16 protein-coding genes and 1 tRNA gene are annotated in these 19,913 nt (G+C 62.0%); 4 read left to right on the top strand and 13 right to left on the bottom strand.

Annotated elements, in window-relative coordinates:
• Window positions 1-19: 19 nt before the first annotated feature.
• From KGJ62_01155 to KGJ62_01175, 5 genes are all read right to left on the bottom strand, one after another.
• A complete protein-coding gene (locus tag KGJ62_01155; GenBank protein MDE2125179.1) occupies window positions 20-1,126 on the bottom strand; it encodes a sigma-70 family RNA polymerase sigma factor in 1,107 nt (368 codons plus the stop codon).
• A gap of 446 nt (window positions 1,127-1,572) precedes the next feature.
• On the bottom strand, window positions 1,573-2,730 hold the full coding sequence (locus KGJ62_01160) for a cysteine desulfurase (protein MDE2125180.1): 1,158 nt from the start codon (window positions 2,728-2,730) through the stop codon (window positions 1,573-1,575).
• Window positions 2,731-2,739: 9 nt separating this feature from the next.
• Complete coding sequence (locus KGJ62_01165; GenBank protein MDE2125181.1) at window positions 2,740-3,033, bottom strand: 4a-hydroxytetrahydrobiopterin dehydratase; 294 nt, start codon at window positions 3,031-3,033, stop codon at window positions 2,740-2,742.
• Between the two features lie 12 nt (window positions 3,034-3,045).
• The gene (locus tag KGJ62_01170) at window positions 3,046-3,594 is read right to left on the bottom strand and encodes a hypothetical protein (protein ID MDE2125182.1); all 549 of its coding nucleotides are present in this window, start codon (window positions 3,592-3,594) and stop codon (window positions 3,046-3,048) included.
• 18 nt (window positions 3,595-3,612) lie between these two features.
• Window positions 3,613-4,443: a PspA/IM30 family protein gene (locus KGJ62_01175; protein ID MDE2125183.1), complete on the bottom strand. Its 831-nt coding sequence runs from the start codon at window positions 4,441-4,443 to the stop codon at window positions 3,613-3,615.
• A gap of 134 nt (window positions 4,444-4,577) precedes the next feature.
• Here KGJ62_01175 and KGJ62_01180 point away from each other — a divergent pair, with 134 nt between their 5' ends.
• Window positions 4,578-5,777: an AI-2E family transporter gene (locus tag KGJ62_01180; protein MDE2125184.1), complete on the top strand. Its 1,200-nt coding sequence runs from the start codon at window positions 4,578-4,580 to the stop codon at window positions 5,775-5,777.
• Window positions 5,778-5,866: 89 nt separating this feature from the next.
• Here KGJ62_01180 and KGJ62_01185 read toward each other — a convergent pair whose 3' ends face one another.
• A complete protein-coding gene (locus KGJ62_01185) occupies window positions 5,867-6,868 on the bottom strand; it encodes a hypothetical protein (GenBank protein MDE2125185.1) in 1,002 nt (333 codons plus the stop codon).
• 250 nt (window positions 6,869-7,118) lie between these two features.
• On the opposite strand from KGJ62_01185, the gene sat reads away from it, so the two are divergent.
• On the top strand, window positions 7,119-8,276 hold the full coding sequence (gene sat / locus KGJ62_01190; protein MDE2125186.1) for a sulfate adenylyltransferase: 1,158 nt from the start codon (window positions 7,119-7,121) through the stop codon (window positions 8,274-8,276).
• Here the strand turns inward: sat and KGJ62_01195 are convergent.
• Window positions 8,273-11,005 carry a hypothetical protein gene (locus tag KGJ62_01195; GenBank protein ID MDE2125187.1) on the bottom strand — a complete coding sequence of 911 codons (2,733 nt, stop codon included), beginning with the start codon at window positions 11,003-11,005 and terminating at the stop codon, window positions 8,273-8,275. The two genes, sat and KGJ62_01195, sit on opposite strands and share 4 nt — an antisense overlap.
• A gap of 189 nt (window positions 11,006-11,194) precedes the next feature.
• On the opposite strand from KGJ62_01195, the gene KGJ62_01200 reads away from it, so the two are divergent.
• Window positions 11,195-11,285 (top strand) — tRNA-Ser (locus tag KGJ62_01200).
• Between the two features lie 565 nt (window positions 11,286-11,850).
• The gene (locus KGJ62_01205; GenBank protein MDE2125188.1) at window positions 11,851-12,414 is read left to right on the top strand and encodes a lytic transglycosylase domain-containing protein; all 564 of its coding nucleotides are present in this window, start codon (window positions 11,851-11,853) and stop codon (window positions 12,412-12,414) included.
• Between the two features lie 15 nt (window positions 12,415-12,429).
• On the opposite strand, the gene KGJ62_01210 is transcribed toward KGJ62_01205, so the two are convergent.
• The 6 genes from KGJ62_01210 to KGJ62_01235 all read right to left on the bottom strand — a co-directional run bounded on the left by KGJ62_01210 (window position 12,430) and on the right by KGJ62_01235 (window position 19,503).
• A complete protein-coding gene (locus KGJ62_01210; protein ID MDE2125189.1) occupies window positions 12,430-14,448 on the bottom strand; it encodes a carbohydrate binding family 9 domain-containing protein in 2,019 nt (672 codons plus the stop codon).
• A 1,010-nt stretch (window positions 14,449-15,458) separates the two neighbouring features.
• Entirely contained in the window at window positions 15,459-16,055 is a 597-nt protein-coding gene (locus KGJ62_01215) for a hypothetical protein (GenBank protein ID MDE2125190.1), read from the bottom strand.
• 128 nt (window positions 16,056-16,183) lie between these two features.
• Window positions 16,184-16,492, bottom strand: a complete 309-nt coding sequence (locus KGJ62_01220; protein ID MDE2125191.1) for a hypothetical protein — start codon at window positions 16,490-16,492, stop codon at window positions 16,184-16,186.
• A 138-nt stretch (window positions 16,493-16,630) separates the two neighbouring features.
• On the bottom strand, window positions 16,631-17,602 hold the full coding sequence (locus KGJ62_01225; GenBank protein ID MDE2125192.1) for a hypothetical protein: 972 nt from the start codon (window positions 17,600-17,602) through the stop codon (window positions 16,631-16,633).
• A gap of 81 nt (window positions 17,603-17,683) precedes the next feature.
• Window positions 17,684-18,448 carry a hypothetical protein gene (locus tag KGJ62_01230; protein ID MDE2125193.1) on the bottom strand — a complete coding sequence of 255 codons (765 nt, stop codon included), beginning with the start codon at window positions 18,446-18,448 and terminating at the stop codon, window positions 17,684-17,686.
• Between the two features lie 5 nt (window positions 18,449-18,453).
• A complete protein-coding gene (locus tag KGJ62_01235) occupies window positions 18,454-19,503 on the bottom strand; it encodes an RHS repeat-associated core domain-containing protein (protein ID MDE2125194.1) in 1,050 nt (349 codons plus the stop codon).
• Window positions 19,504-19,913: the final 410 nt, after the last annotated feature.

A 19,913-nucleotide genomic window follows, 5' to 3' on the forward strand; every position in this document is an offset into this window, starting at 1 on the left:
GTGCCAGGCCGCGCGCGGCCTAGTGACGACTGAGCTCAGCCGGCCCGATATGCCGCAGCTTCTTAAGGGCGCGGAGTTCAATCTGCCGGACACGCTCACGCGTCACGTCGAGGCGGCGACCCACCTCTTCCAGTGTGTGCGCGTGCCCATCCTCCAGACCGAACCGCATCCGGAGAACCTCGCGCTCCCGCGCGGTAAGTTTGTCGAGCACATCCTCGATCTGTTCGCGGCGGATCAGGTTGAGCGTAGCTTCGGCGGGAGATACGGCCGTCTGGCTCTGAATAAAGTCGGCCAGCTGGCTGTTATCCTTCTCGCCGACCGGGGTCTCCAGCGAGAGCGGTTCCAGGGCTATGCGCATGATCTCGTTGACGCGCTCCACGGGAACTTCGAGCTCACGCGCGATCTCTTCCACGGTAGGATCGCGAAGGAGCTGCTGCCGCAGCCTGCCGGACGCCTTTACCACCTTGTGGATGATTTCGGCAACATAGACTGGGATGCGGATCGTGCGTCCCTGGTTGATGATAGCGCGCGCGATCGCCCGCCGGATCCACCAGGTGGCGTACGTGCTAAAGCGGTAACCCTTGCTGGGGTCAAACTTCTCCACGGCGCGTATCAGCCCGATATTGCCTTCCTGAATCAGGTCGGGAAGCGGGATACCACGAACGCTGTACTTCTTGGCGATGGATACCACAAGCCGCAGGTTGGCTTCGGTGAGCTTGTCTTTGGCGACCTTGTCGCCGTTCTGCACGGCGCGCGCGAGGCGGATCTCTTCATCGGCCGTGAGGAGTTGCGCGCCTTTCGCGCGGCTCATCCAAAGGTGGAGCGTTTCGTCGTGGCGACTGTGGTCGGTCTCCTCCGAGGCACGCGTACGAGGCGCACGGTGGTGCGTTACGGTTGGTTCCGGAACAGGGATAGGCTCCGCTACGTGCGCCACGGCCGGCTCGAAGGCCGCTTCGGCCGACGCCGCACCAGCTTCATACAGGTGCAGGATCTCCTCGTTGGGCTCTTCGCCAAACGTCTCTTCCACATCCTCTTCGGGCAATTCCGCCGCTGCTTTGGAGCGATGCCGCGGCGTCGGCGCCTTCCGCACGCGCGACTCTTCAAGTGCCACGGTTTCGGTGCTCATTGGAACTTTCTCCTCTGGTCGTTGCGCAGCGGAATCGCCGCGGCGCAGTAAGTGATATTTTTCACAGGATGAGCAGAACCTACAACCGGCATCACGGCCGCGCTCAACGTTATCTTTCTACTCATTTCCAAGTCGGTGTGGACTTTTCCTCCCACAATTCGCCGTGCTGCTACCGTATTCCTCGCTGAGCCGCTCTCGCAGCACCACTCTCTCGCGGGGTTCGACCTTCCGAGCGTGCACGGCACAGATAGGTGTTTTGCCCGGCGGCCCGCCAATTGACGGGCGGCTCGTTATTTTCTTCACAAACTCGAATCAGGAAACTGAATCGTCACGCCACAGTTTCCTTATTATAAGAGACCAGCTTTCCTTTGTCAAGTTATTTTGCGATGCTCTGATTTAAACGCTTCTGGTCTCGCTCTGTTGCATGCTGTTGCAGAATTAACACTCTACAGGGGAGCGTGCAGGCTGCTTCGGGCGGGGCGCAACTCGGCAACTGCGCTTGCGACCGCGATCGCTGCCTCACGCACTGCCGTCTCCGTCGTGCCGCGGCCCAGCGTCAGGCGCAGCCCGCATCGGGCCAGCTCCGGCGACAATCCCATTGCCAGCAGCACGTGCGAGGGATCGGTGCTCCCAGCCGAGCATGCAGCGCCGGCTGAGGCCCGTATCCCCCTGGCGTCCAGCGCCAGCACCATAGCGGCGCCGTCGACGCCGGGTATGCAGAAGTGGACGTTACCCGGCAGTCGATCCGCCCTCGGTCCGGTCAGGATTGCGTCCGGGACAGCGAGTTGTATCTGCTCGATCAGCGCCTCCCGCAGGGCCGTCGTCCGCCTGGCTTCCAGCTCAACGCGATCCATTGCAGAAGACACAGCGCTACCGAATCCTACGATTCCTGCCACATTCGTGGTTCCTCCACGGCGGCCGCGTTCCTGGCCTCCGCCCGTAACCGCCGGGCGCCAGGCGATGCCGCTCCGAATGTAGAGCGCGCCGACGCCTTGAGGTCCATAGAGTTTATGGCTTGAGACGCTGAGCAGATCGACTTCCATGCGCCGCACATCTATCGGCAATACGCCAAAGGTCTGGACGGCGTCGATGTGCAGCGGCACGCGGTGACGCCGGCAGATCCGTGCGATCTCGCCAACGGGCTGCACCGATCCAACCTCGTTGTTGGCATGCATTACAGAGACGATACGGGTATCGGCCCGGATGAGGCGGGCGACCTCCTCAACGCGCACGATGCCTTCCGCATCCACAGGCGCCAGGTCCGTACGAAGGTGGCGCCAGACGGCGCAAGCCTGAAGCGCAGATTCGTGCTCGATGCGGGTTGTGAGTAGTGTGCCGGATGTGCAGTCAATTGCAACACCTGCGATTGCCATCCAGATCGATTCGGTGCCGCCGCTGGTAAACACAATCTCCTCTGCCTGTGCCCCGACGGCAGCCGCCACACGCTCCCGAGCCTCTTCGATGGCGGCAGCAGCGGTTTGGGCCGACTCATAGAGGGCCGAGGCGTTGGCGAACTGTGGACCCAGCCACGGAAGCATGGCTTCCAGGGCAGCGGGATCAAGCGGCGTGGTCGCGGCGTAGTCGAAGTATCTGGCGGCCGTCATGCTGGGTCGTCAGCCGATCTCCAGCTGTTCGATCTGCGTCGCGAGCGCGATATCCATGCCGGTGATGCCGCCGGCCGAGTGTGTGGAAAGCGAGATTTCCACGCGGTTATACACGTTGCGCCAATCGGGATGGTGGTCCATCTGCTGGGCAAGCAGCGCAACGCGTGACATGAAGCCCCACGCCGTTACAAAGTCTGCAAACTGAAACGACTTGCAGATCGCACCATCTACAATGTTCCAGCCATTCAGGGAGGCCAGCTGCCGCGTCTGTTCCTCGGGAGATAGCAGCGTGCGTGACGCCATAATCGCGGAACCTCAGGAAGAGGCCGGCCGCGCCACATCCGGCGCAGCGTCAAACTCCAGCATATCGAAACGACGTGTTGTGGGGTCCAGGGCGTCCCGCAGGACCTGGAACGATGCGTCCAGCCTCCGGCGGATTTCCGCCGCCTGCCGCGCCTCATCGGACTCAGCGGCAAACCGGCTGCTGTCACACCGAATCACGAGCCTCTGATATGCCGAAGTTACCGCGGCAAAGTCGCTGCCGGGCTCAACCCCAAGAAGCCGGTAGTGGTAGTTCAACGGATCACTGTCGGCCAGCACGGGCGCCAGAGGGGCGGCATCCTGCTCTACCGTGCGGGCGGCGCCTGGTGGCAAGCCGGCAGCAATCTCTTGTGGCGTGCGGCGCGGCGCGGAGGCAGCGGCGGCATTTGCCCGGCGCTCGGGGTCGAGCGCCTCGCTCAGTTCGGCCCGGGCCGCGGTCTCCGCGTCGCGGTGACTGTATTCCGAATCAACCCTGTCGAAGCGGTCTTTAATCTCGTCAAGCTTGCCCTTGGCAATGCGGTATATGCGATCTGGAAGGCTCATTTAAGCACCTTGAGCGGTCTACTTCTGGCCCCCCAGCTTCGACTCAAGCTCCCTCAACTGGCGGTCGATCTCCGATTCTACCGGGGAAGCTGCGCCGTTGCCTGCCGTAGCGGATGAGCCGGCGCCTACGGACTGAGTCTGCTGCTGCTGGCTGGTGGTGTAGGCCGCAGCAGGATTGCCCCCGAGCGACATCTTGGCTTCGAGCTCAGCAAGTTGGCGGTCTGCCTCGGCATCCATGCCCGCCATCTCCATCTGCTGCACTTTGGAATCCATACTCGTGCTGGTGACTTCTGCACGAGCTGTAGCTTCGGACTGCATGGATTGGATGCGATCCTGTACGGCCGACCAGTTGTTCGCGTTGTCGCTGAAAACCATTCCTTCCATCGCCTTGTTGAGGCGAATCTGGATCTGTGCCTGCTTCAAGTTGGCCTTCATTGCGAGCGCTTCCGACGTCTTGGCCCGGATTTGCTGCTCTTCTTGCTGAATAGCCTGTTTAACCTTTTCGGCCGATTCGATTGCCGAAGCCAGGTTCTGGCGCATCGATACCAGCGTCTGCTCCTGGATGGCCTTCTCCTTCATGAATTGGCGCGCCAGTTCGCGGTTACCGGTTTGAAGCGCCTGCATCGCCTTCTTCTCGCAATCGGCCACCAGACGTTCGCTCCGGTCAACTTCCGCCTGCAGATTGTGCTTCTGGGTAACCGCCTGAACCGCGAGCTCGCGGTTCTTGATCTGGTTCTCCTTCATCTCGCGCACGGCTTCGCTCAGGATGATTTCGGGATCTTCCCATTCATCCATTTTCCCCATGATCAGGGCCCGCAGGTAGCGGATCATTCGTTTTAGCGGTCCCATTGCGGGCCTTCTCCTTCTGCCGGTGAAACTGGCGGCGACGACAGAGTGCGCTGGCAGGCACTCTCCCACAGGATGGTATTATCACACGATTCACGGGAGATGTCAACGCAGAGCACCGGGAGGTTGAGAGACCGATGAGAGAAAGGCAAGACGGTGGCGCGGCGCCGACGAGCGACGCGCCGGGCGCGGCCGCACCGGCTGTGCTTCGCGTTACTCCTGAGCGATGGCGAGCGCTATTGATGGCGTGCATGGCCATATTGGCTGTGGGGGCTATCCTGGCTGCGCTTGAATGGTTGCTGCAGCAGATCCATCACACGGTGCTGATATTCGCGGTTGCGTCACTGCTGGCGTATGCGTTGGACCCGGTGGTGGAGTTTGCCCGCCGCCGTGCCCGCGGACGCCGCGCAAGCAGAGCGGCCGGTGTTGCCACCGTAACGCTTGTAATCCTGCTGGCGCTTGGCGTATCGGTTTGGGTACTCGGCGCCGAGGCGGCAATTCAGGGGCGGTCGCTCGCCCGCCAGGGCCCCGCGATCCGGCAGCATGCGCTCGCCCACCTTCACCTCACCGATCTGTGGCTGCGGCACCACGGAATACCGCTCAGCCTGGCCCATATAGCCCGGCACCCGCCTCCTTCCGTGCGTGACTGGGTGACCACGGCGACGCCGGGCTTCGTCTCATCGGCGCGCCGGTTTACCCGGAGCGCATTCGAGACGTTTCTGGCGTGCCTGGTCACGCTCTACCTGCTGATCTACGGTACGGCCCTGCGAGAAGGGCTCGCACACCGCCTGCCGGAGTGGCTTGCGCCGCACTTCCATGCCTGGCAATCCGACGCAAATGCCCTGCTTAGCGGCTATGTGCGGGGGCAGCTGGCTCTGGCCATCCTGACGGGCGTTGCTGCCGCGGTGGCTTGCGCAGTTCTTGGCGTCCGCTTCTGGCTGCTGATCGGCGCATTCGTCGCGGTTGCCGCTCTGGTGCCGGTGTTTGGCGCCTATGTCGGCGCGGCGCCGGCACTGATTGCCGCCGGACTCTCACCGCCAGGTCCGCTGCTTTCGCCGGTCGGAAAGATTGTGGTGCTGATCGTGGTGTTTGTGGCGCTCAACGAGTTCGGCTCCAAGGTGCTCTTCCCAAAACTGGTGGGGAAGGCGCTCGGCCTGCATGAGGTCGTTGTGCTGTTTGTGATCCTGGCCGGATTGGAGGTTGGCGGCGTGTGGGGCGTGCTGTTCGCCGCGCCCGTCGCTTCTCTGGTGCTGGTTACTGCGGCCCATGCGATGGATCTATGGCTCGGACGGGCTGCCGGCGACACCTTGGGCTCGATGCCACCACGCAAGACGTAGAGCGGAACGATGCGGCAGACATGGAAACGGCTCCGGGGGCATCAGCCTCCGGAGCCGTTTCGGTGTACGCAAACTGTGCCGGTGGCTGGCTACTTGCCGGATGCCGTCGCCACGTCCACCTGCGGCGCGAGGTAGGTTATGGCTCCGCCGCCAATTGCCACGCTCTTGATTGGGTCACCGCTCATGGTCCACGCCCGTGCCTGCTTGTCGGCGCCGCCGGAGACGAGCATCTGGCCGTCCGGGGAGACCATCAGGGCGGTAACGCCACCAGGATGAGCGGCAGCGATGGTTGTTAGCACCTTGTGCGTCATAGCGTCCCATACCTTGATGGATCCATCTGCGCCGCCTGTGATAACCGTCTTGCCATCTCTCGCAGCCGTCATGCAGGTTATGGCGCTGCCCTGCGTGCCGATATATGCGCCCTGCCCGGTTTCACCATAGTAGTGCACCAAACCCGCTGTGTCGCCCGTGTAGATCAACTGCAGCTTGAAATTGCCCGACATGCACTTGATGCCGGTATCGCCGGTGGGGATGTCGAACATGCTGGTGCCATCGGTGCCCCACATTTTGAGGTGGCCGTCGGCATCCAGCGTGATTATCATCGTGCTTCCGGCGCCGCCCGGGGCCGGGACGTCGTAGATACCAAGCACGGGACCGGCGCCGACGACAAACGAAGCAGTGGATTTGCCGGTGGCCAGGTCCCAGACACGCAGGCGGTGCCCGGCGCTGCCCGTAAGCAGCTGCTTGTCGTCCATGGTGAACGCCAGCGCCGTAACGCCGTTATCGGATGCCGCGATTGTGCGAACCGGCGTAAGGCTGGGATACTGCCACACCATCACCTTCTTATCGGCTCCGGTGGTAGCAAGCAGTTTGCCGTCGAAGCTGAGCAGGGCCAGGGAGATTCCGCCGGCGTTGGCGGTAACGGTCTTGATGAGGTCCCCGGTGGTTGACCAGACGCGTATTTTCCCATCCATTGATGTTGAAACGATTGTGTCGGCGCGGCTTGCTACAGGCAGCGCAGATGCCGCAAGCGACAGGAACAGCACCGCTACTATTCCAACTGGCGCAACGGATCGACGGAGTGCAGGCATGGTCTCCTCCATGTGAAAATGAAAAGCGAACTGTTGGATGCCGGTTCGGCGGCGCATACCGGGCCAAAGGCCGGCGTATGGCTACTGCGTGCCAGAATGTAGGTTGAGGCGGCAACCGGGCCGCAGATATTCTACACTACGCGCGATATTGGCCCAGAGGTTCGCCAATCTGTGTGTTGCGGCTGCGACCACCCGTAACTTCACCGGTGCTTGACCCGGCATCGGCAATTGATCCTTGAAAGGTTGAACGATGCAGACATTTGGCGCGCGCCCGCACGGCGGTGTGCTTGTCGATCGGCTGGCTGCGACCGGAGAACGCGAGGCTTTGGCGCATGAAGCGGCCGGCCTACGCCAGGTCGAGCTGACGGCCCGGCAGGCGGCCGATCTGGAGATACTTGCCATCGGCGCTGCGAGCCCGCTGGATGGCTTTATGCGTGAGTCGGACTACCGCTCGGTGGTCGACAGCATGCGGCTGGCGAATGGATTGGTATGGACGCTGCCGATAACGCTGGCCCCTGCCTTGCGCCAGGATGAAATGCCGGAAGTGGGTACCAGGGTTGCGCTGGTGGACGCCGGCGGGCCACTAGCCGTGATGGACGTGGAGAGCATCTACGCTCGGAACAAGGTTGAGGAGGCGGAGTCCGTCTTCGCCACGGCTGACCCGAGCCATCCCGGTGTTGCGGGCCTCTTTGCCGAAGGCGATACGCTCTTTGGTGGAGCGCTGCATGTAATCAGACTGCCGGGCCATGCCGAATTCGTGGACTATTACTTAACTCCCAGGCAGACGCGAGCCGTATTCGCGGATCGTGGATGGAGAACCGTGGTTGGCTTCCAAACGCGCAACCCCGTTCACCGCGCCCACGAGTATCTGCAGAAGTGCGCATTGGAGATGGTTGATGGATTGTTGCTTCATCCACTGGTGGGCGAAACCAAGGGCGACGACATTCCTGCTGCCGTAAGGATGCAATGCTATCAGGCGCTGCTGAAGGGCTACTATCCACCAGAGCGCGTGCTGCTTTCGGTGAATCCCGCGTTTATGCGCTATGCCGGACCGCGAGAAGCCGTGTTTCACGCATTGATCCGTAAGAACTACGGCTGTACGCACTTCATAGTTGGCCGCGACCATGCCGGTGTTGGCAACTGGTATGGAACCTACGACGCACAGGCAATCTTCGACCGGTTCTCATCCGAGGAGTTGGGAATAGTGCCCCTCAAATTTGAGCACAGCTTCTGGTGCCGCGCGTGCGGCGGCATGGCCTCTCCCAAGACATGCCCGCACGGTTCCGAGACCCGCACCACACTCTCGGGAACGCGGGTTCGCGAGATGCTGGCTGCCGGCGAGCCGCTGCCAACGGAGTTTACGCGAGCGGAGGTTGCCGCTGTTCTCAGCGAGTACAGCCGGGGCTAGCGTGCCCGTAAGCCAATCGGGATCCGCCCAGCGAGCTGTGGTGCTGCTGGCTCGGAGAGAGCGGGGTCGCCACTCACCTGCACCTTTTGAGACTGCGAGATTTGGCCAACCTTGAGCGTGACCGTGTATTCGCCAGGGCGCACCCAGGCTGGCGGCGCTCCACCGGGGCCACCGCCGCCACCACCGAAGCGGCGACGCGGCGGCGCGCCGCTGCCGCGCCGCAGGTCCCACGTTACGGTTTTCAGGCCGGCGAACACATCGGAACTGAGAGTGGCCACGTTGTGTCCGCGCGCGTCCGCTATCGTCAGATTGGGCGCTGATGCTGCCTGCGACTGCATCCAGAACACGATGGGTATTCCGGCCTCGCGGTTTTGGGCGGTGAAGACGCGCGGCTCGTTGCCGAACCCACCGAACACGGGCAGATACTCATCGCCGGGCGTAAGCGGGAAGAGCATTACGGAAGCCGCCTTGGTATCGGCGGTTATTGCTTCCAATGGCGCGATGTTATCGATAACCCAGACGCTGCGTCCGTGCGTTGCCGCAATCAGGGCATGCATTCGCGGCTGAATGACGATGTCATCCACCGCAACCGTGGGCAGATTGGCGCCGAGCTTATGCCAGCGAGCGCCGCGATCAAACGAAACCCATGCACCAAACTCCGTTCCGGCAAAGAGCAGGTCGGGATTAACCGGATCTTCGCAGATCGCCTGGACCACACCCTCACTGGGTAGATTGCCGGTGATATTACGCCAGGTGGCGCCGTAGTCATCGGTTGTGAACGCGTAGGGCCGCATGTTATCGCTGCGGTGACCATCCACGGCAATGTAGGCCCGACCCGGATAGTAGCGTGACGCGACTATTGCGTTAAGCCAATAGCGCTGTGCCTGCTCAGGCAGGCTGGTGCTTACTTTGGTCCAGTTCGTGCCATCGTCTCGGGTAACCCAGACGTTGCCGTCATCGGTCCCGGCCCAGATCAGACCCTTCTTGATGGGTGATTCGGCGATGGCCGTGATGGTTCCGTACGTTTCGGCGCCGGAGCCCTGTCCGGTTATGCGCGGTCCGATCTGCCGGCTGAGGTCCGGGCTGATAACCGTCCACTCCGTGCCGGCCTTTGTGTACTTGAAGAGGCGGTTGCCTGCCAGATAGACCGTGTCGTGGTCGAAGTGAGAAATGGCAAGCGGCGAGTTCCAGTTGAATCGGTATGCCTGATCGCCCTCCGGTGGCATTGGATGCAGCGACACCCGCTTGTGCGTGCTGAGATCCACGCGTGACACGTCGGCCCCCTGGCCTTCGGCGTATACAATATTGTTGTTGGTGGGATCTACGGCCACAAACGAACCGTCGCTGTCTTCCAGCATCTTCCAGTCGGAGTTGTCGGGCCCGGCGAAACCCTGCTTGGCGCTGGGTCCGTACCAGGACCCGTTATCCTGCAGGCCCCCGTAGATGTTATAGGGCGTCTGGTCATCGACCACGGCATGGTAGAACTCGCCCATTGGGAAGTTGTTGATGAAGTCCCAGGTTTTGCACTGATCCTTGGAGATGTAGAGGCCGCCATCGGTGCCCAGCATCAGGTGTTGCGGATGGCGCGGATCGATCCAGAGCGCGTGCAGATCAGAGTGAACTCCCGGGGAGCCGTTGCCGGCGAAGGTTTTACCGCCGTCGGTGGATACGGAGAGATTGAAGCCGAGGACGTACACACGGTTGGGATCGGTGGGATCGACACGGATCTGCGAGAAGTAGAAGGGGCGCGGGTCGGTTCCACTCACGCGCTTGAAGGTATCGCCGGCGTCATCCGAGCGAAACACGCCACCGTGCTTGCTGTTGATATCAAACAGGTCGGTGGCGCCGCCGGCGTCGGATTCCACAACGGCATAAACGATTTTGGGATTGCTGGCGGCGACGGCGATGCCTATTCGCCCAAGTGGCGAAGGCGGTAAACCGGCGGTCACCCGCTTCCACGTGGCGCCGCTATCGGTTGACTTCCAGATGCCGGACTGATCGCCCAGCCCTTCATAATCCCACGGATGGCGGATGCGCTGATAGGTGGCGGCATACACGATGTGGCTGCCCGGCGCGCCCAGCGCAATGTCGGTGCATCCGGTTTCGGGTCCGGGCGCCAGCGTCAGATCCCAGGTTTTACCGCCGTTGCGGGTTACGTAGAGGCCGCGCTCCTTGTTGGTTCCCCAGAGATGACCCATTGCGGCCACGTAAACCAGATTCGGATCGTTGGGGTCTATAACCACCCGCGCGATCTCCTGAGTCTCTTTCAACCCCATGTTGACCCAGGTAGCCCCACCATCGGTGGATTTGTACACGCCATCGCCCCAGGAGGAGCTGTTGCGGTTGTTGGCTTCTCCTGTGCCGACCCATATCAGCTTGCTATCGGACGGCGCGACGGCCACCGCACCCACAGAGCCAACCGGTTCGTGGGTAAACACGGGCGTCCAGGAGGCGCCGTCGTTCTCGGTTTTAATGAGTCCGCCGGTGGCCATGGCCACATAGAAGGTGAACGGATTGCCCGGGTCTCGCGCAATGTCGGCGATGCGGCCACCCATGCTGGCCGGCCCAACACTTCGCCAGTGGACATTTTTGAGAACGGCCGACTGCATGTTTGCCGGTCCAGCCTTGCGATGTCGCGGCGGCGCGGCGGCCTGAGCCGTTGAGGTGAGCGCGAGAAGAGCGATGCAGGTTATCAGCGAACGCGAACGTGGGCTGTAGTATGGCGTCATTATCTCTTTATCCCTGTACAACGTGGAGCACCCCGATACGTCTCAAAGACACGAACAGGTTGCTCGGCATCCGGATCTGAATGCGAGAGACCGGGCAATTTGCTGCGTATTCCACATTGCCGGCCAAGGTTCCTTGTATCGGCGCGCTTTGCATTATTCTAGTGGCTGGTGTACAATGGTTGGTGGTAGGGAGAGATGGCTGAGTGGTCGAAAGCGGCTGCCTGCTAAGCAGTTGTAGTGCTATACGGCGCTACCCCGGGTTCGAATCCCGGTCTCTCCGCTGAGAAGCACTGGCCGGCCCGGCAACCCCTGCAGGCAGCACCCGCTTGAGAATCCTTCGCACCAGCTTTGCAATTCTGATCGCGCTCGCCTGCGCTTCTTTTGCGGTTGCGCGTGAGGACCCCGGCACGAGTTATATCCATCTGCGGCATGAACTCGGCTGCAACCGGTCCCTTACGTATTCCCGCATCCAGTTGGACCCGCAAGAGTATGCGGGCCGCGTGATAGAGCTGCGCGGTACGCTGAACGGATCGGTTCAGACAGCCGGGGGCGGCGAGAGCATCATGCTGGTGCTATCCGATGGCAGTGGCGTGATGCTGACAGGTGTTTCCCACGGGATGCTGGCAGGCCTATCCGGTTACAGTGCGCCGATGGTGCGCGTTTTGGCGCGGGTGGGTGGCGGAGCGCTTGGCAATGTGCCGCCGCTGAAGGTGCTTGCCGTAGTTCACGACAGCATCGTAAGCGCCGCCGAGCGGCAGATGGCGGAGCGCAAGCAGGCTGCGCTGCAGCAACTCCGATCTGCCGAGATGCGGCGGGCCGGCTTTCGTAACGCACTGCGGCGCGGGATGCCGGGTGGCGTGCAGCTTGCTTCACGGGGCGGTTATGCCCGCCTTTCACCGGCCACAGCCGAGCAGGCGATGGCCAACCTCGGCCCGCGTGTGAGTGGCATTTTTCCCGCCTACTACGCCTTCATCGCGCGTCAGAACCCACGCCTTACCGAGGAGCAGGCCGTATCGATTGCGTTCAACCTGCTGCGGTTTTCGGATCAGTACAACGTGGATCCGCGCCTGGTTGTGGCGATGATCATCTGCGAGTCGAACTTTGACCCACAGGCTGTATCGCGGACCGGCGCTGTTGGCCTTGGGCAATTGATGCCCGGTACTGCGAGGGAACTCGGCCTGAGCAATCCGTTCGACCCGGTACAGAATCTGGAAGGCTCTATCTCGTACCTTTCCAGCCGCCTCGCCACATTCGGCGGCCTCCAGAACGCCTACCTGGCCATTGCGGCCTACAACGCCGGCGTGGGCGCGGTAAAGAAGTACGCCGGGGTACCGCCGTATCGCGAAACGCAGAACTATGTGAAGCGTGTGATCGGCATCTACAATGCGCTGTGTGGCGGCCACCCATAGGTTGGCCGAACCGGCCTACAGCGCAAAAACCAGTTTGACCACGAGGCGATTCACGAACTTTGGCGCGTTCGGGTCGCCGTAGATGATGTAGGTTTCCATGCCCTTGTTGCCGGAGTGTTGGTAGAAGAAGTAGAAGTTCGTGCCGCCAGTCTGATCCACAACCCTTCCACCCACCGCCTGGGTTGGCGAGAACTGGTAGTTGGCCGTGAGCACGTGCTGAAACACGGTGCCGTCGCGGTTCTGGATCTCGCCATTGTAGGCTACATCCAGGTGCCTGAACAGCCGGTATGAAAAGAGCGGGTTGAGGAAGGTGGTCGGGCGGCTGCCGAGCAACCCGGTTTGCAGAATAATGCCCCATTGGTGAAACCGGTCGCTTACACCGCGGGCAATGGTGAACCCCACCGTGGCATCGGTCTGGTCGTCAAACTTGGTGTAGTCCAAACTGCCGCCAAACTGCCAATCGGCCCGGGTGAAGAACTGCGCCGACGTGGTGCCACCGCGCTGAAACCGGCGGCCATCAAAGTGGTAATTGAAATTGAGGTCTGAGCTTACGTTATATCCGCGCCACGTTCCCTTGCGCCAGTCTCCACTCCAAACGTCGTACAGCTCGAGACCGCGCCGGTCCACATACGGGATGTAACCATCGATGTCGGCGAAATCGGGCGCCACCTCCACGTAGGCCAGTGAAGCCTGGTTCAGCTTGTCGTTATAGTTCAGGGCGGTTGCGAGCGAGTGGCCGCCGGCTGTGTTTCCGCCCGTCAGAGCGAACTGCGTGTCCTCTTCAAACTTGCCGTGGCGCACATCTTGCTCCACTTCTCCAATCGTATTGTTGTTACCGGCCTGGCTTACCTGTCCAAAGTAGAATGCCAGGTTGCTGCTTCTATTGAAGTCGTGCCGGTAGCGGCTGATAAAGTCGTTTCTTCCGTTTGCCCCGGGCGTCCATGCATCCATCACGCCCAGTGTATCCAGATCGCTCAATTTGCCGTAGGTTTTGAGCCCGCCGATGAAGCCCGGCATGTTGGGAGTATAGAGGTATTCACCTACAAAGTTGATATGAATATGATTGAGGTAGCTGCTGCCCTCCTGGAAAAACGGGCGCTCTTCGGCCACGTAGCGCTCGGTTCGTGAGAACTGGACTCCCTGAACCGCATTCTCCACATCGCCAAAGTCGGGGTTCAGGCTGCCCACCGCCGTCATCTGAGGCGAAATGGCGTAGCGGAGGTCGGCTCCGGTACGCAGGTTCATGGTTCCCCTCGTCTCGCCTGCCAGTACGTACGGCAGTACGGAGACCGTCGGGTGAAACTCCTTCTGCGGTACCTTGACGCCGGTCCACATGCCTTCCAGATTGAGGAATGTGTTGGGACCCTCCGGGCTCCATTCGCTGAGAATCTGTGTGCGGAGTTGAAACCGGCGGAACTCGATTCCAAACGTGACCGGTCCCGCCTTGACGGGATAGTTGAGCATCTTCCACGGTATGCTGATCTCCGCGCTCCAGCCGGTTTTGGTGCGTCGGGCGGCTGCGTGCCACAACCCCTCCCACTCCAGCTTGCTTCCTCGGCCACCACCGAGTTGAGCCGACGGCGTCCCGATTGCGTTTACGCTGAAGCTGGAGATATCCTGTGCGCGGTGCGAAAAGAACGGGTCTATCGAGACCTCAACGTTGTCCTCATTGTTGTTAACCGTATAGGTGTTGGGGTACTTGTTGTCGCGGACGGTCTCCCGGGCTGAGATGGTGCTGGGCTTGCTGTCGAGGCAGTTAAATGCCACATAGATGTACTTGCTGTCGTAGAGGACCCGCGCCACCGTTTGATCGGCCACGGGGTTCCCGTTCTGCACATCCACAAAGGTGGTGGCCTCCGGCGCAGCCTTCCATGCCGGATCGGAAAGATCGCCGTCGATGACCGGCGCGTGCGTTGTGACTTGGGCCGACAGGCTTCTGGGTGCTGGATGCTGTGCGGCGAGAGATTCAGAGCAGCCGAGCGAACAAATCAACATCCAGGCTGCCGCAGCGTGCCGCACCGGGCCTTGCTTCAATGCGGATCTCTCCATGCAGGCTGGTTTAGCAACGCGCGCAGCAGCCACCATATTGCGTCGTGGCGGCCGGGCGAAATCAACTCGCAGCCGGTACCTATCGTAAGTTTAGCAAATCGCCCGCTCGCTGTCAACCGGCGTGTGGCTTCGGCTGTCTTCCTGAGCGAAGCGAGGGGTACTTATGGCTCAGATGGCGCGGGTCTAGGCCGGGAACGTTACGGCGCGCTACCGTTGCCGTAAAACTGCCCCGCCTGTCGCACAGGCGTTCGGGCCGTCATCCCAACCGAAGTAGAGCAACAGGCAGTTGACGGTACGGTCGTCGCTCTTCACCAGACTGCAGCGCACTCACGCAGCGCTGCGTGGCGACGGAAACGCGCCCCCGCGCCGATCACGCCGTACCGCATCACCTCACCAAAAGTTGCCCCAGCGTAATAATCCAGAAGACGACGCAGGCGGCGTGAAAGACCAGGCACCCCACCATCAGCGTGCGGATGAATGCATTCCAGGCTGGGATACCGGGCCAGCGCCGCGCCAGTAATCGAATCGGCGGCACAAAATACCCCCACACGTCAGGCTTAGACCTATGATAAACGTAACCCATGACAAACCACATTGGTGTACCGACCAGCCATGAAACTCCTATTCTCCACTCAACACCGGTAAATGAACGTTGGCTGCGATGCATCCACGCATCCACCCCGGTCATTACACCCAGCATGGGCATACAATAGAATGCGTCGGCTAGCGCCGAGACCAGGCGTTCTCGACTGCTGCGCGGCGGGCCAGCGGCCTGAGCGGGGAACCGGCTCCGGCGACGGCGCTCCGTACCGGTCAATGGGTCCAGTCCCAGACGGCGGCCGCCGCGATAAACCCGACACCAGCGCCGATGGCTCCGCCTATCAGGGGGCCCTCAGGTCCGAGGAATACGCCTACCTCCGCGCCTTCTTCCGCCCCACCGACGAGGCCAGCTATAACCTCTCCGCCCTCTCCGATCTCAACCTCTGTACCGACACCTATTTCGGGGCCCGGGTCGTCCGCCACGGGAGGCCTTGGGCCAGCCTTCGGATTGAGCAACCTCCACCACGGCCGGCCAGGGAACCATCTCCTCCCGCCGATCGTTGCGCCGATTGCACCTCCCCAGCTACCGCTGATGACGGTGGCGACAGTTTCAAACCCGCACTGAAAATCAGCGGTCCAGTCAGTCGCCTTCCGTCCGCTGGGATCCACGAAGTCTGTCGGCTCACCCCCCAATACGCGTACGGCATTTGGTCCAGCATGCTGTCGCGGCTGGCGAACCGCCCGACCTGCGGGTCGTAATAGCGCGCTCCTGCGTGCTGCAGTCCGGCGTCGCCATCGCTCTGGTAGGCCCAGTCGCCGGCGAAGTTGTACGGACTCGATGTTGAGCCACTGCTCGCGATCGTGTTGCCAAACGCATCGAAATCCTGCGTGGCCGTGGCCGTGCCGGAGCTGTTCGTCTCGGCACGGGCGGAACCCAGCCCATCGAATGCCGGGTACTCGCGGTTGCGACGGAGCAGGTCGCCGTCCTGGTTGAAGCCGGTGCTGGCGGCGCCCGTCGTCTCACGGGCCGCCGCGGGTAATCGCCATCGCAACACAGGCGCTTTATGGCGCGCGGGCGGGCGCCGACGCTGGCGGGCCCGGTCCCCCAGCGTGGCCGGAAGAGTATTTGCCGAGAACCGACTCCATCTGGCAGACACCATTGCTGAGCGTTCCACGCCAGTCACGGCTTCGGCGCGCGCGTCCGGCGAACGAGCCACGATAAAGCCGCCAATGTCCAACCCATGCCTTCCACGATCGTGAGGAGATCCGATAGCCACGATGGTGTCAAGATAAAACGCGCCAGAAGCCAGCGCAAACCAACAACGCTCATCAACAGGCCGAGCAGGGCCGCTGGAAAGCCGGTGCGACACCTCACCTCGCGGACCGCCTCCGATCGCGGCGTTGCAATAGCAGCTACCGTGAGCCAAACGCCGGCGGAAAGCATGGCTAGCCCCAACACGGCATGTATCTGATCAGCGGCTGCTGCCATCACAACCTAAATCATGGCCAAGATCGTGGCGCGGCGGCCGCCGCGAGGCCGAAGCGCACCGACGCGCGACGGCCATACGGCTCGACTGCCCACGGGGGCGGGGCTGTTTACAGTGCAACGCGATGGCCAGATGCGGGTTCATAGGTCGCGCCGCAACGCCGCGATTCCGTGAGCGACTTGGTCGCCGCCGCCAAAGAGCGCAATGGCACCAATAATGAGCATAGCAGGAACGGTCACTTCGGGTCCCAGGAGCCCGATACCTACGACGATCCATCCTGCCCCGCCAACAATCTGGCCTATGTCGCCAAGCCATGGAAGCCCGAGGTGCTGCCCGGCTTCCCCAAGCCCAAGGCCGATCGGGCCCAGGCCCGTACCGCCGTCGGCGATATCCGGATTGACTGGCGTGGACTCCGCCCCGAGACGCTTCAGAAGGCTCCAGACGAGTCCTCGCCCGCTCGGATCCACGAAATCGTTCGGTTCGCCACCGCAATAGGCGTACGGAATCTGGTCCAGCATGCTGTCGCGGCTGGCGAACCGCCCGACCTGCGGGTCGTAGTAGCGCGCTCCTACGTGCTGCAGCCCGGCGTCGCCGTTGCTCTGGTAGGCCCAATCGCCGACAAAGTTGTAGGGACTGCCGCTGCTGCCGCTGGAGGCGATCGTGTTTCCAAACGCATCGAAATCCTGCGTGGCCGTGGCCGTGCCGGAGCTGTTCGTTTCGGCGCGGGCCGAGCCGAGGCCATCGAACGCCGGATACTCGCCGTTACGCCGGAGCAGGTCGTTACCGACGGTGTAAGCTGCCGTGAACGTGCTGCCCTGCATTTCGGTTACCGGCGCGCCGCCGGCATACTGCGTGGAGGTGGTTGTGCCTGAAACGGCGCGGCTCACGCGCCGGCCTAGGGCGTCGTAGCCGAAACCGGTCACCGCCGTACCCTGCGTAATCGACTTGAGTTGCCCGTCGTAGTCGAAGGCGAGGGTGTATGCCGTGCCGGCCAGCGTGCGTCCGGTCTGTTCGCCGTTGGCGTTATACGAATAGCTGTTCGCGAATCCGCCGCTGGTCGACGTAAGCTCATCGTCGTTATCCATCGTGAAGCTTGTAGAGGTGCTTCCCACCGTTTCGCCGGTGTGGTTTCCTACCGGATCCACCGTATACGAAATGGAGTACGAGTTTGAGCCGGTCCGCGTTTCTGAACGTCAGGGACCGATGCTCGACTCCAGGCTTACCAGTGGCGGCGCCAACTGTGGCTCCGGCGCGCTAGCGCGCAGGAGGCCGTCCGATCTTCCAAGGTCGAGTCCGCCGGGGCGCAGCATCTCGGTATCGTGTCCAGCTGAGGTAACGGCAACCGCGCGAAGGCTCTGCTGCGCCAGTTGGGCAGCGGCCGCTGCCTCCGCCAATATGGCGTCAGCGCTGCTGATTGCGGTAGCAAGATCGGGCATGTCGCGCCACCCTCCAACGGCGACACGTCGTCCGAGTTGTCGTCGTGCCCGTGCCAACTCCGCGGGGCTCCCGCCTAGCGACAGCGCGCGGGCCGCCGCTGCCACCGCCGTGCTGTCATGCGCCCCGAGGAGGCGGCCGATCACGTCGGGATAGCGAACAACGAATTCCGCGCACTGCTCTGCTTCCATGGGCATCAGTTGTCGCGAAACTGCGAGGAGCGTCGGTCCGGCGCGCCCCGAGCGGAACCTTGCTCGCCGGGCGATCACCGCGAGCCCGGCTACATCAACGCTCGACGCGATCAAGCGGTCGACTTTGCGCTGTGCCCATCGCCCGATCGCTACCACTGCCACCATTTCCGCGATGAATATGCACGGCTCTCCAACGCACATCCGTGCCAGCCAGGCGCGGCCGGGCAACTGCATGGCACACGCAAGCAGCCAGGCAATAATGCCTATCGGGACTATGCGAACCCAGGCCGCATCGTTGACGCGATCCACTTTGCGTACGAGGTCGCTTTCCATGGCTATTAGAGCTTCTTGTACCACGCGGGCACTGGCTCGGTCCAGCCCGGCTTAGGCTTGATGTCGGGGTACAGGTCGCGATTCGTCTCGTATTCCATCTCTGCTGAGAAACGATGATCGCCACCGTCTGGAAACGGCATCCCAATTCGCCGGTCAGCCTGTTGCTGACCTATGTCGAAGATGCCCCGGACGATATCAACGCAGCCGATAACAATAAGGGCGCCGCCCGCGATCGGGAACCAAGCTGGCGCAGTTGTAATTACCAAAGGTGCACCGATCAATATGCCGCCAACTCCAAAACAGGCAAGGTCACCCATCCAGATAGGCGCCGTCCCGCTGGGATCCACGAAGTCTGTCGGTTCGCCACCGCAATAGGCGTACGGAATCTGGTCCAGCATGCTGTCGCGGCTGGCGAACCGCCCGACCTGCGGGTCGAAGTAGCGCGCTCCTACGTGCTGCAGCCCGGCGTCGCCGTTGCTCTGGTAGGCCCAATCGCCGGCAAAGTTGTAGGGACTGCCGCTGCTGCCGCTGGAGGCGATCGTGTTTCCAAACGCATCGAAATCCTGCGTGGCCGTGGCCGTGCCGGAGCTGTTCGTTTCGGCGCGGGCCGAGCCGAGGCCATCTAACGCCGGATACTCGCTGTTACGCCGGAGCAGGTCGTTACCGACGGTGTAAGCTGCCGTGAACGTGCTGCCCTGCATTTCGGTTACCGGCGCGCCGCCGGCATACTGCGTGGAGGTGGTTGTGCCTGAAACGGCGCGGCTCACGCGGCGGCCCAGAGCGTCATAGCCGAAACCGGTCACCGCGGTACCCTGCGTGATCGACTTGAGCTGGCCATCGTAATCGAAGGCGAGGGTGTACGCCGTGCCGGCCAGCGTCCGGCCGGTCTGTTCGCCGTTTGCATTGTACGAGTAACTGTTCGCGAATCCGCCGCTGGTCGACGTAAGCTCATCGTCGTTATCCATCGTGAAGCTCGTAGAGGTGCTTCCCACCGTTTCGCCGGTGCGGTTTCCTACCGGATCCACCGTATACGAAATCGAAACCAAAGTTATCATAATCTAACAGAACAAGCCTGTCAAGGAGTATACGACCTTTATCTGAAAATGTTCGCACGCACGCGGCCTTTAAAACGTTAAGCGAGTTTTTGGGGCGAAAAAGTTCCATCCGCGCGACTTCTTTTTGTTCTTTTTGACGTTTAAGAACGGAAATGCCTGGCAGCGAGCGCCGGCTGCCGGAACCGGAACCATCAACAGCCGATCCTTCGGCGTTGCTCGGGAACCGGCGCTGGAGGGGTCCGGAATGACGAAGCGGGGCAGGATGCCAGAACGCGGCGTGGTTGATTCCGCGGCCCGAGCTGCAGGGCCTCATCCTGAGGCGAGATTCGTCAATCTCCGAGCCGACTTCGGCCAGTGGCCCGATAGGTACCACTGGCTTTATGGCGCGGGCCTGTAGGCCACAGCCGCAC

The organism is Armatimonadota bacterium, from assembly GCA_028871815.1.
Classification (GTDB): domain Bacteria; phylum Armatimonadota; class Chthonomonadetes; order Chthonomonadales; family Chthonomonadaceae; genus REEB205.

What these genes read in the sequence shown, in the direction of transcription:
- KGJ62_01155 (MDE2125179.1), bottom strand. Translation starts at nt 1,126, where the DNA reads ATGAGCACCGAAACCGTGGCACTTGAAGAGTCGCGCGTGCGGAAGGCG.
- KGJ62_01160 (MDE2125180.1), bottom strand. Translation starts at nt 2,730, where the DNA reads ATGACGGCCGCCAGATACTTCGACTACGCCGCGACCACGCCGCTTGAT.
- KGJ62_01165 (MDE2125181.1), bottom strand. Translation starts at nt 3,033, where the DNA reads ATGGCGTCACGCACGCTGCTATCTCCCGAGGAACAGACGCGGCAGCTG.
- KGJ62_01170 (MDE2125182.1), bottom strand. Translation starts at nt 3,594, where the DNA reads ATGAGCCTTCCAGATCGCATATACCGCATTGCCAAGGGCAAGCTTGAC.
- KGJ62_01175 (MDE2125183.1), bottom strand. Translation starts at nt 4,443, where the DNA reads ATGGGACCGCTAAAACGAATGATCCGCTACCTGCGGGCCCTGATCATG.
- KGJ62_01180 (MDE2125184.1), top strand. Translation starts at nt 4,578, where the DNA reads ATGAGAGAAAGGCAAGACGGTGGCGCGGCGCCGACGAGCGACGCGCCG.
- KGJ62_01185 (MDE2125185.1), bottom strand. Translation starts at nt 6,868, where the DNA reads ATGCCTGCACTCCGTCGATCCGTTGCGCCAGTTGGAATAGTAGCGGTG.
- sat (MDE2125186.1), top strand. Translation starts at nt 7,119, where the DNA reads ATGCAGACATTTGGCGCGCGCCCGCACGGCGGTGTGCTTGTCGATCGG.
- KGJ62_01195 (MDE2125187.1), bottom strand. Translation starts at nt 11,005, where the DNA reads ATGACGCCATACTACAGCCCACGTTCGCGTTCGCTGATAACCTGCATC.
- KGJ62_01205 (MDE2125188.1), top strand. Translation starts at nt 11,851, where the DNA reads ATGCCGGGTGGCGTGCAGCTTGCTTCACGGGGCGGTTATGCCCGCCTT.
- KGJ62_01220 (MDE2125191.1), bottom strand. Translation starts at nt 16,492, where the DNA reads ATGGCAGCAGCCGCTGATCAGATACATGCCGTGTTGGGGCTAGCCATG.
- KGJ62_01230 (MDE2125193.1), bottom strand. Translation starts at nt 18,448, where the DNA reads ATGGAAAGCGACCTCGTACGCAAAGTGGATCGCGTCAACGATGCGGCC.
- KGJ62_01235 (MDE2125194.1), bottom strand. Translation starts at nt 19,503, where the DNA reads ATGATAACTTTGGTTTCGATTTCGTATACGGTGGATCCGGTAGGAAAC.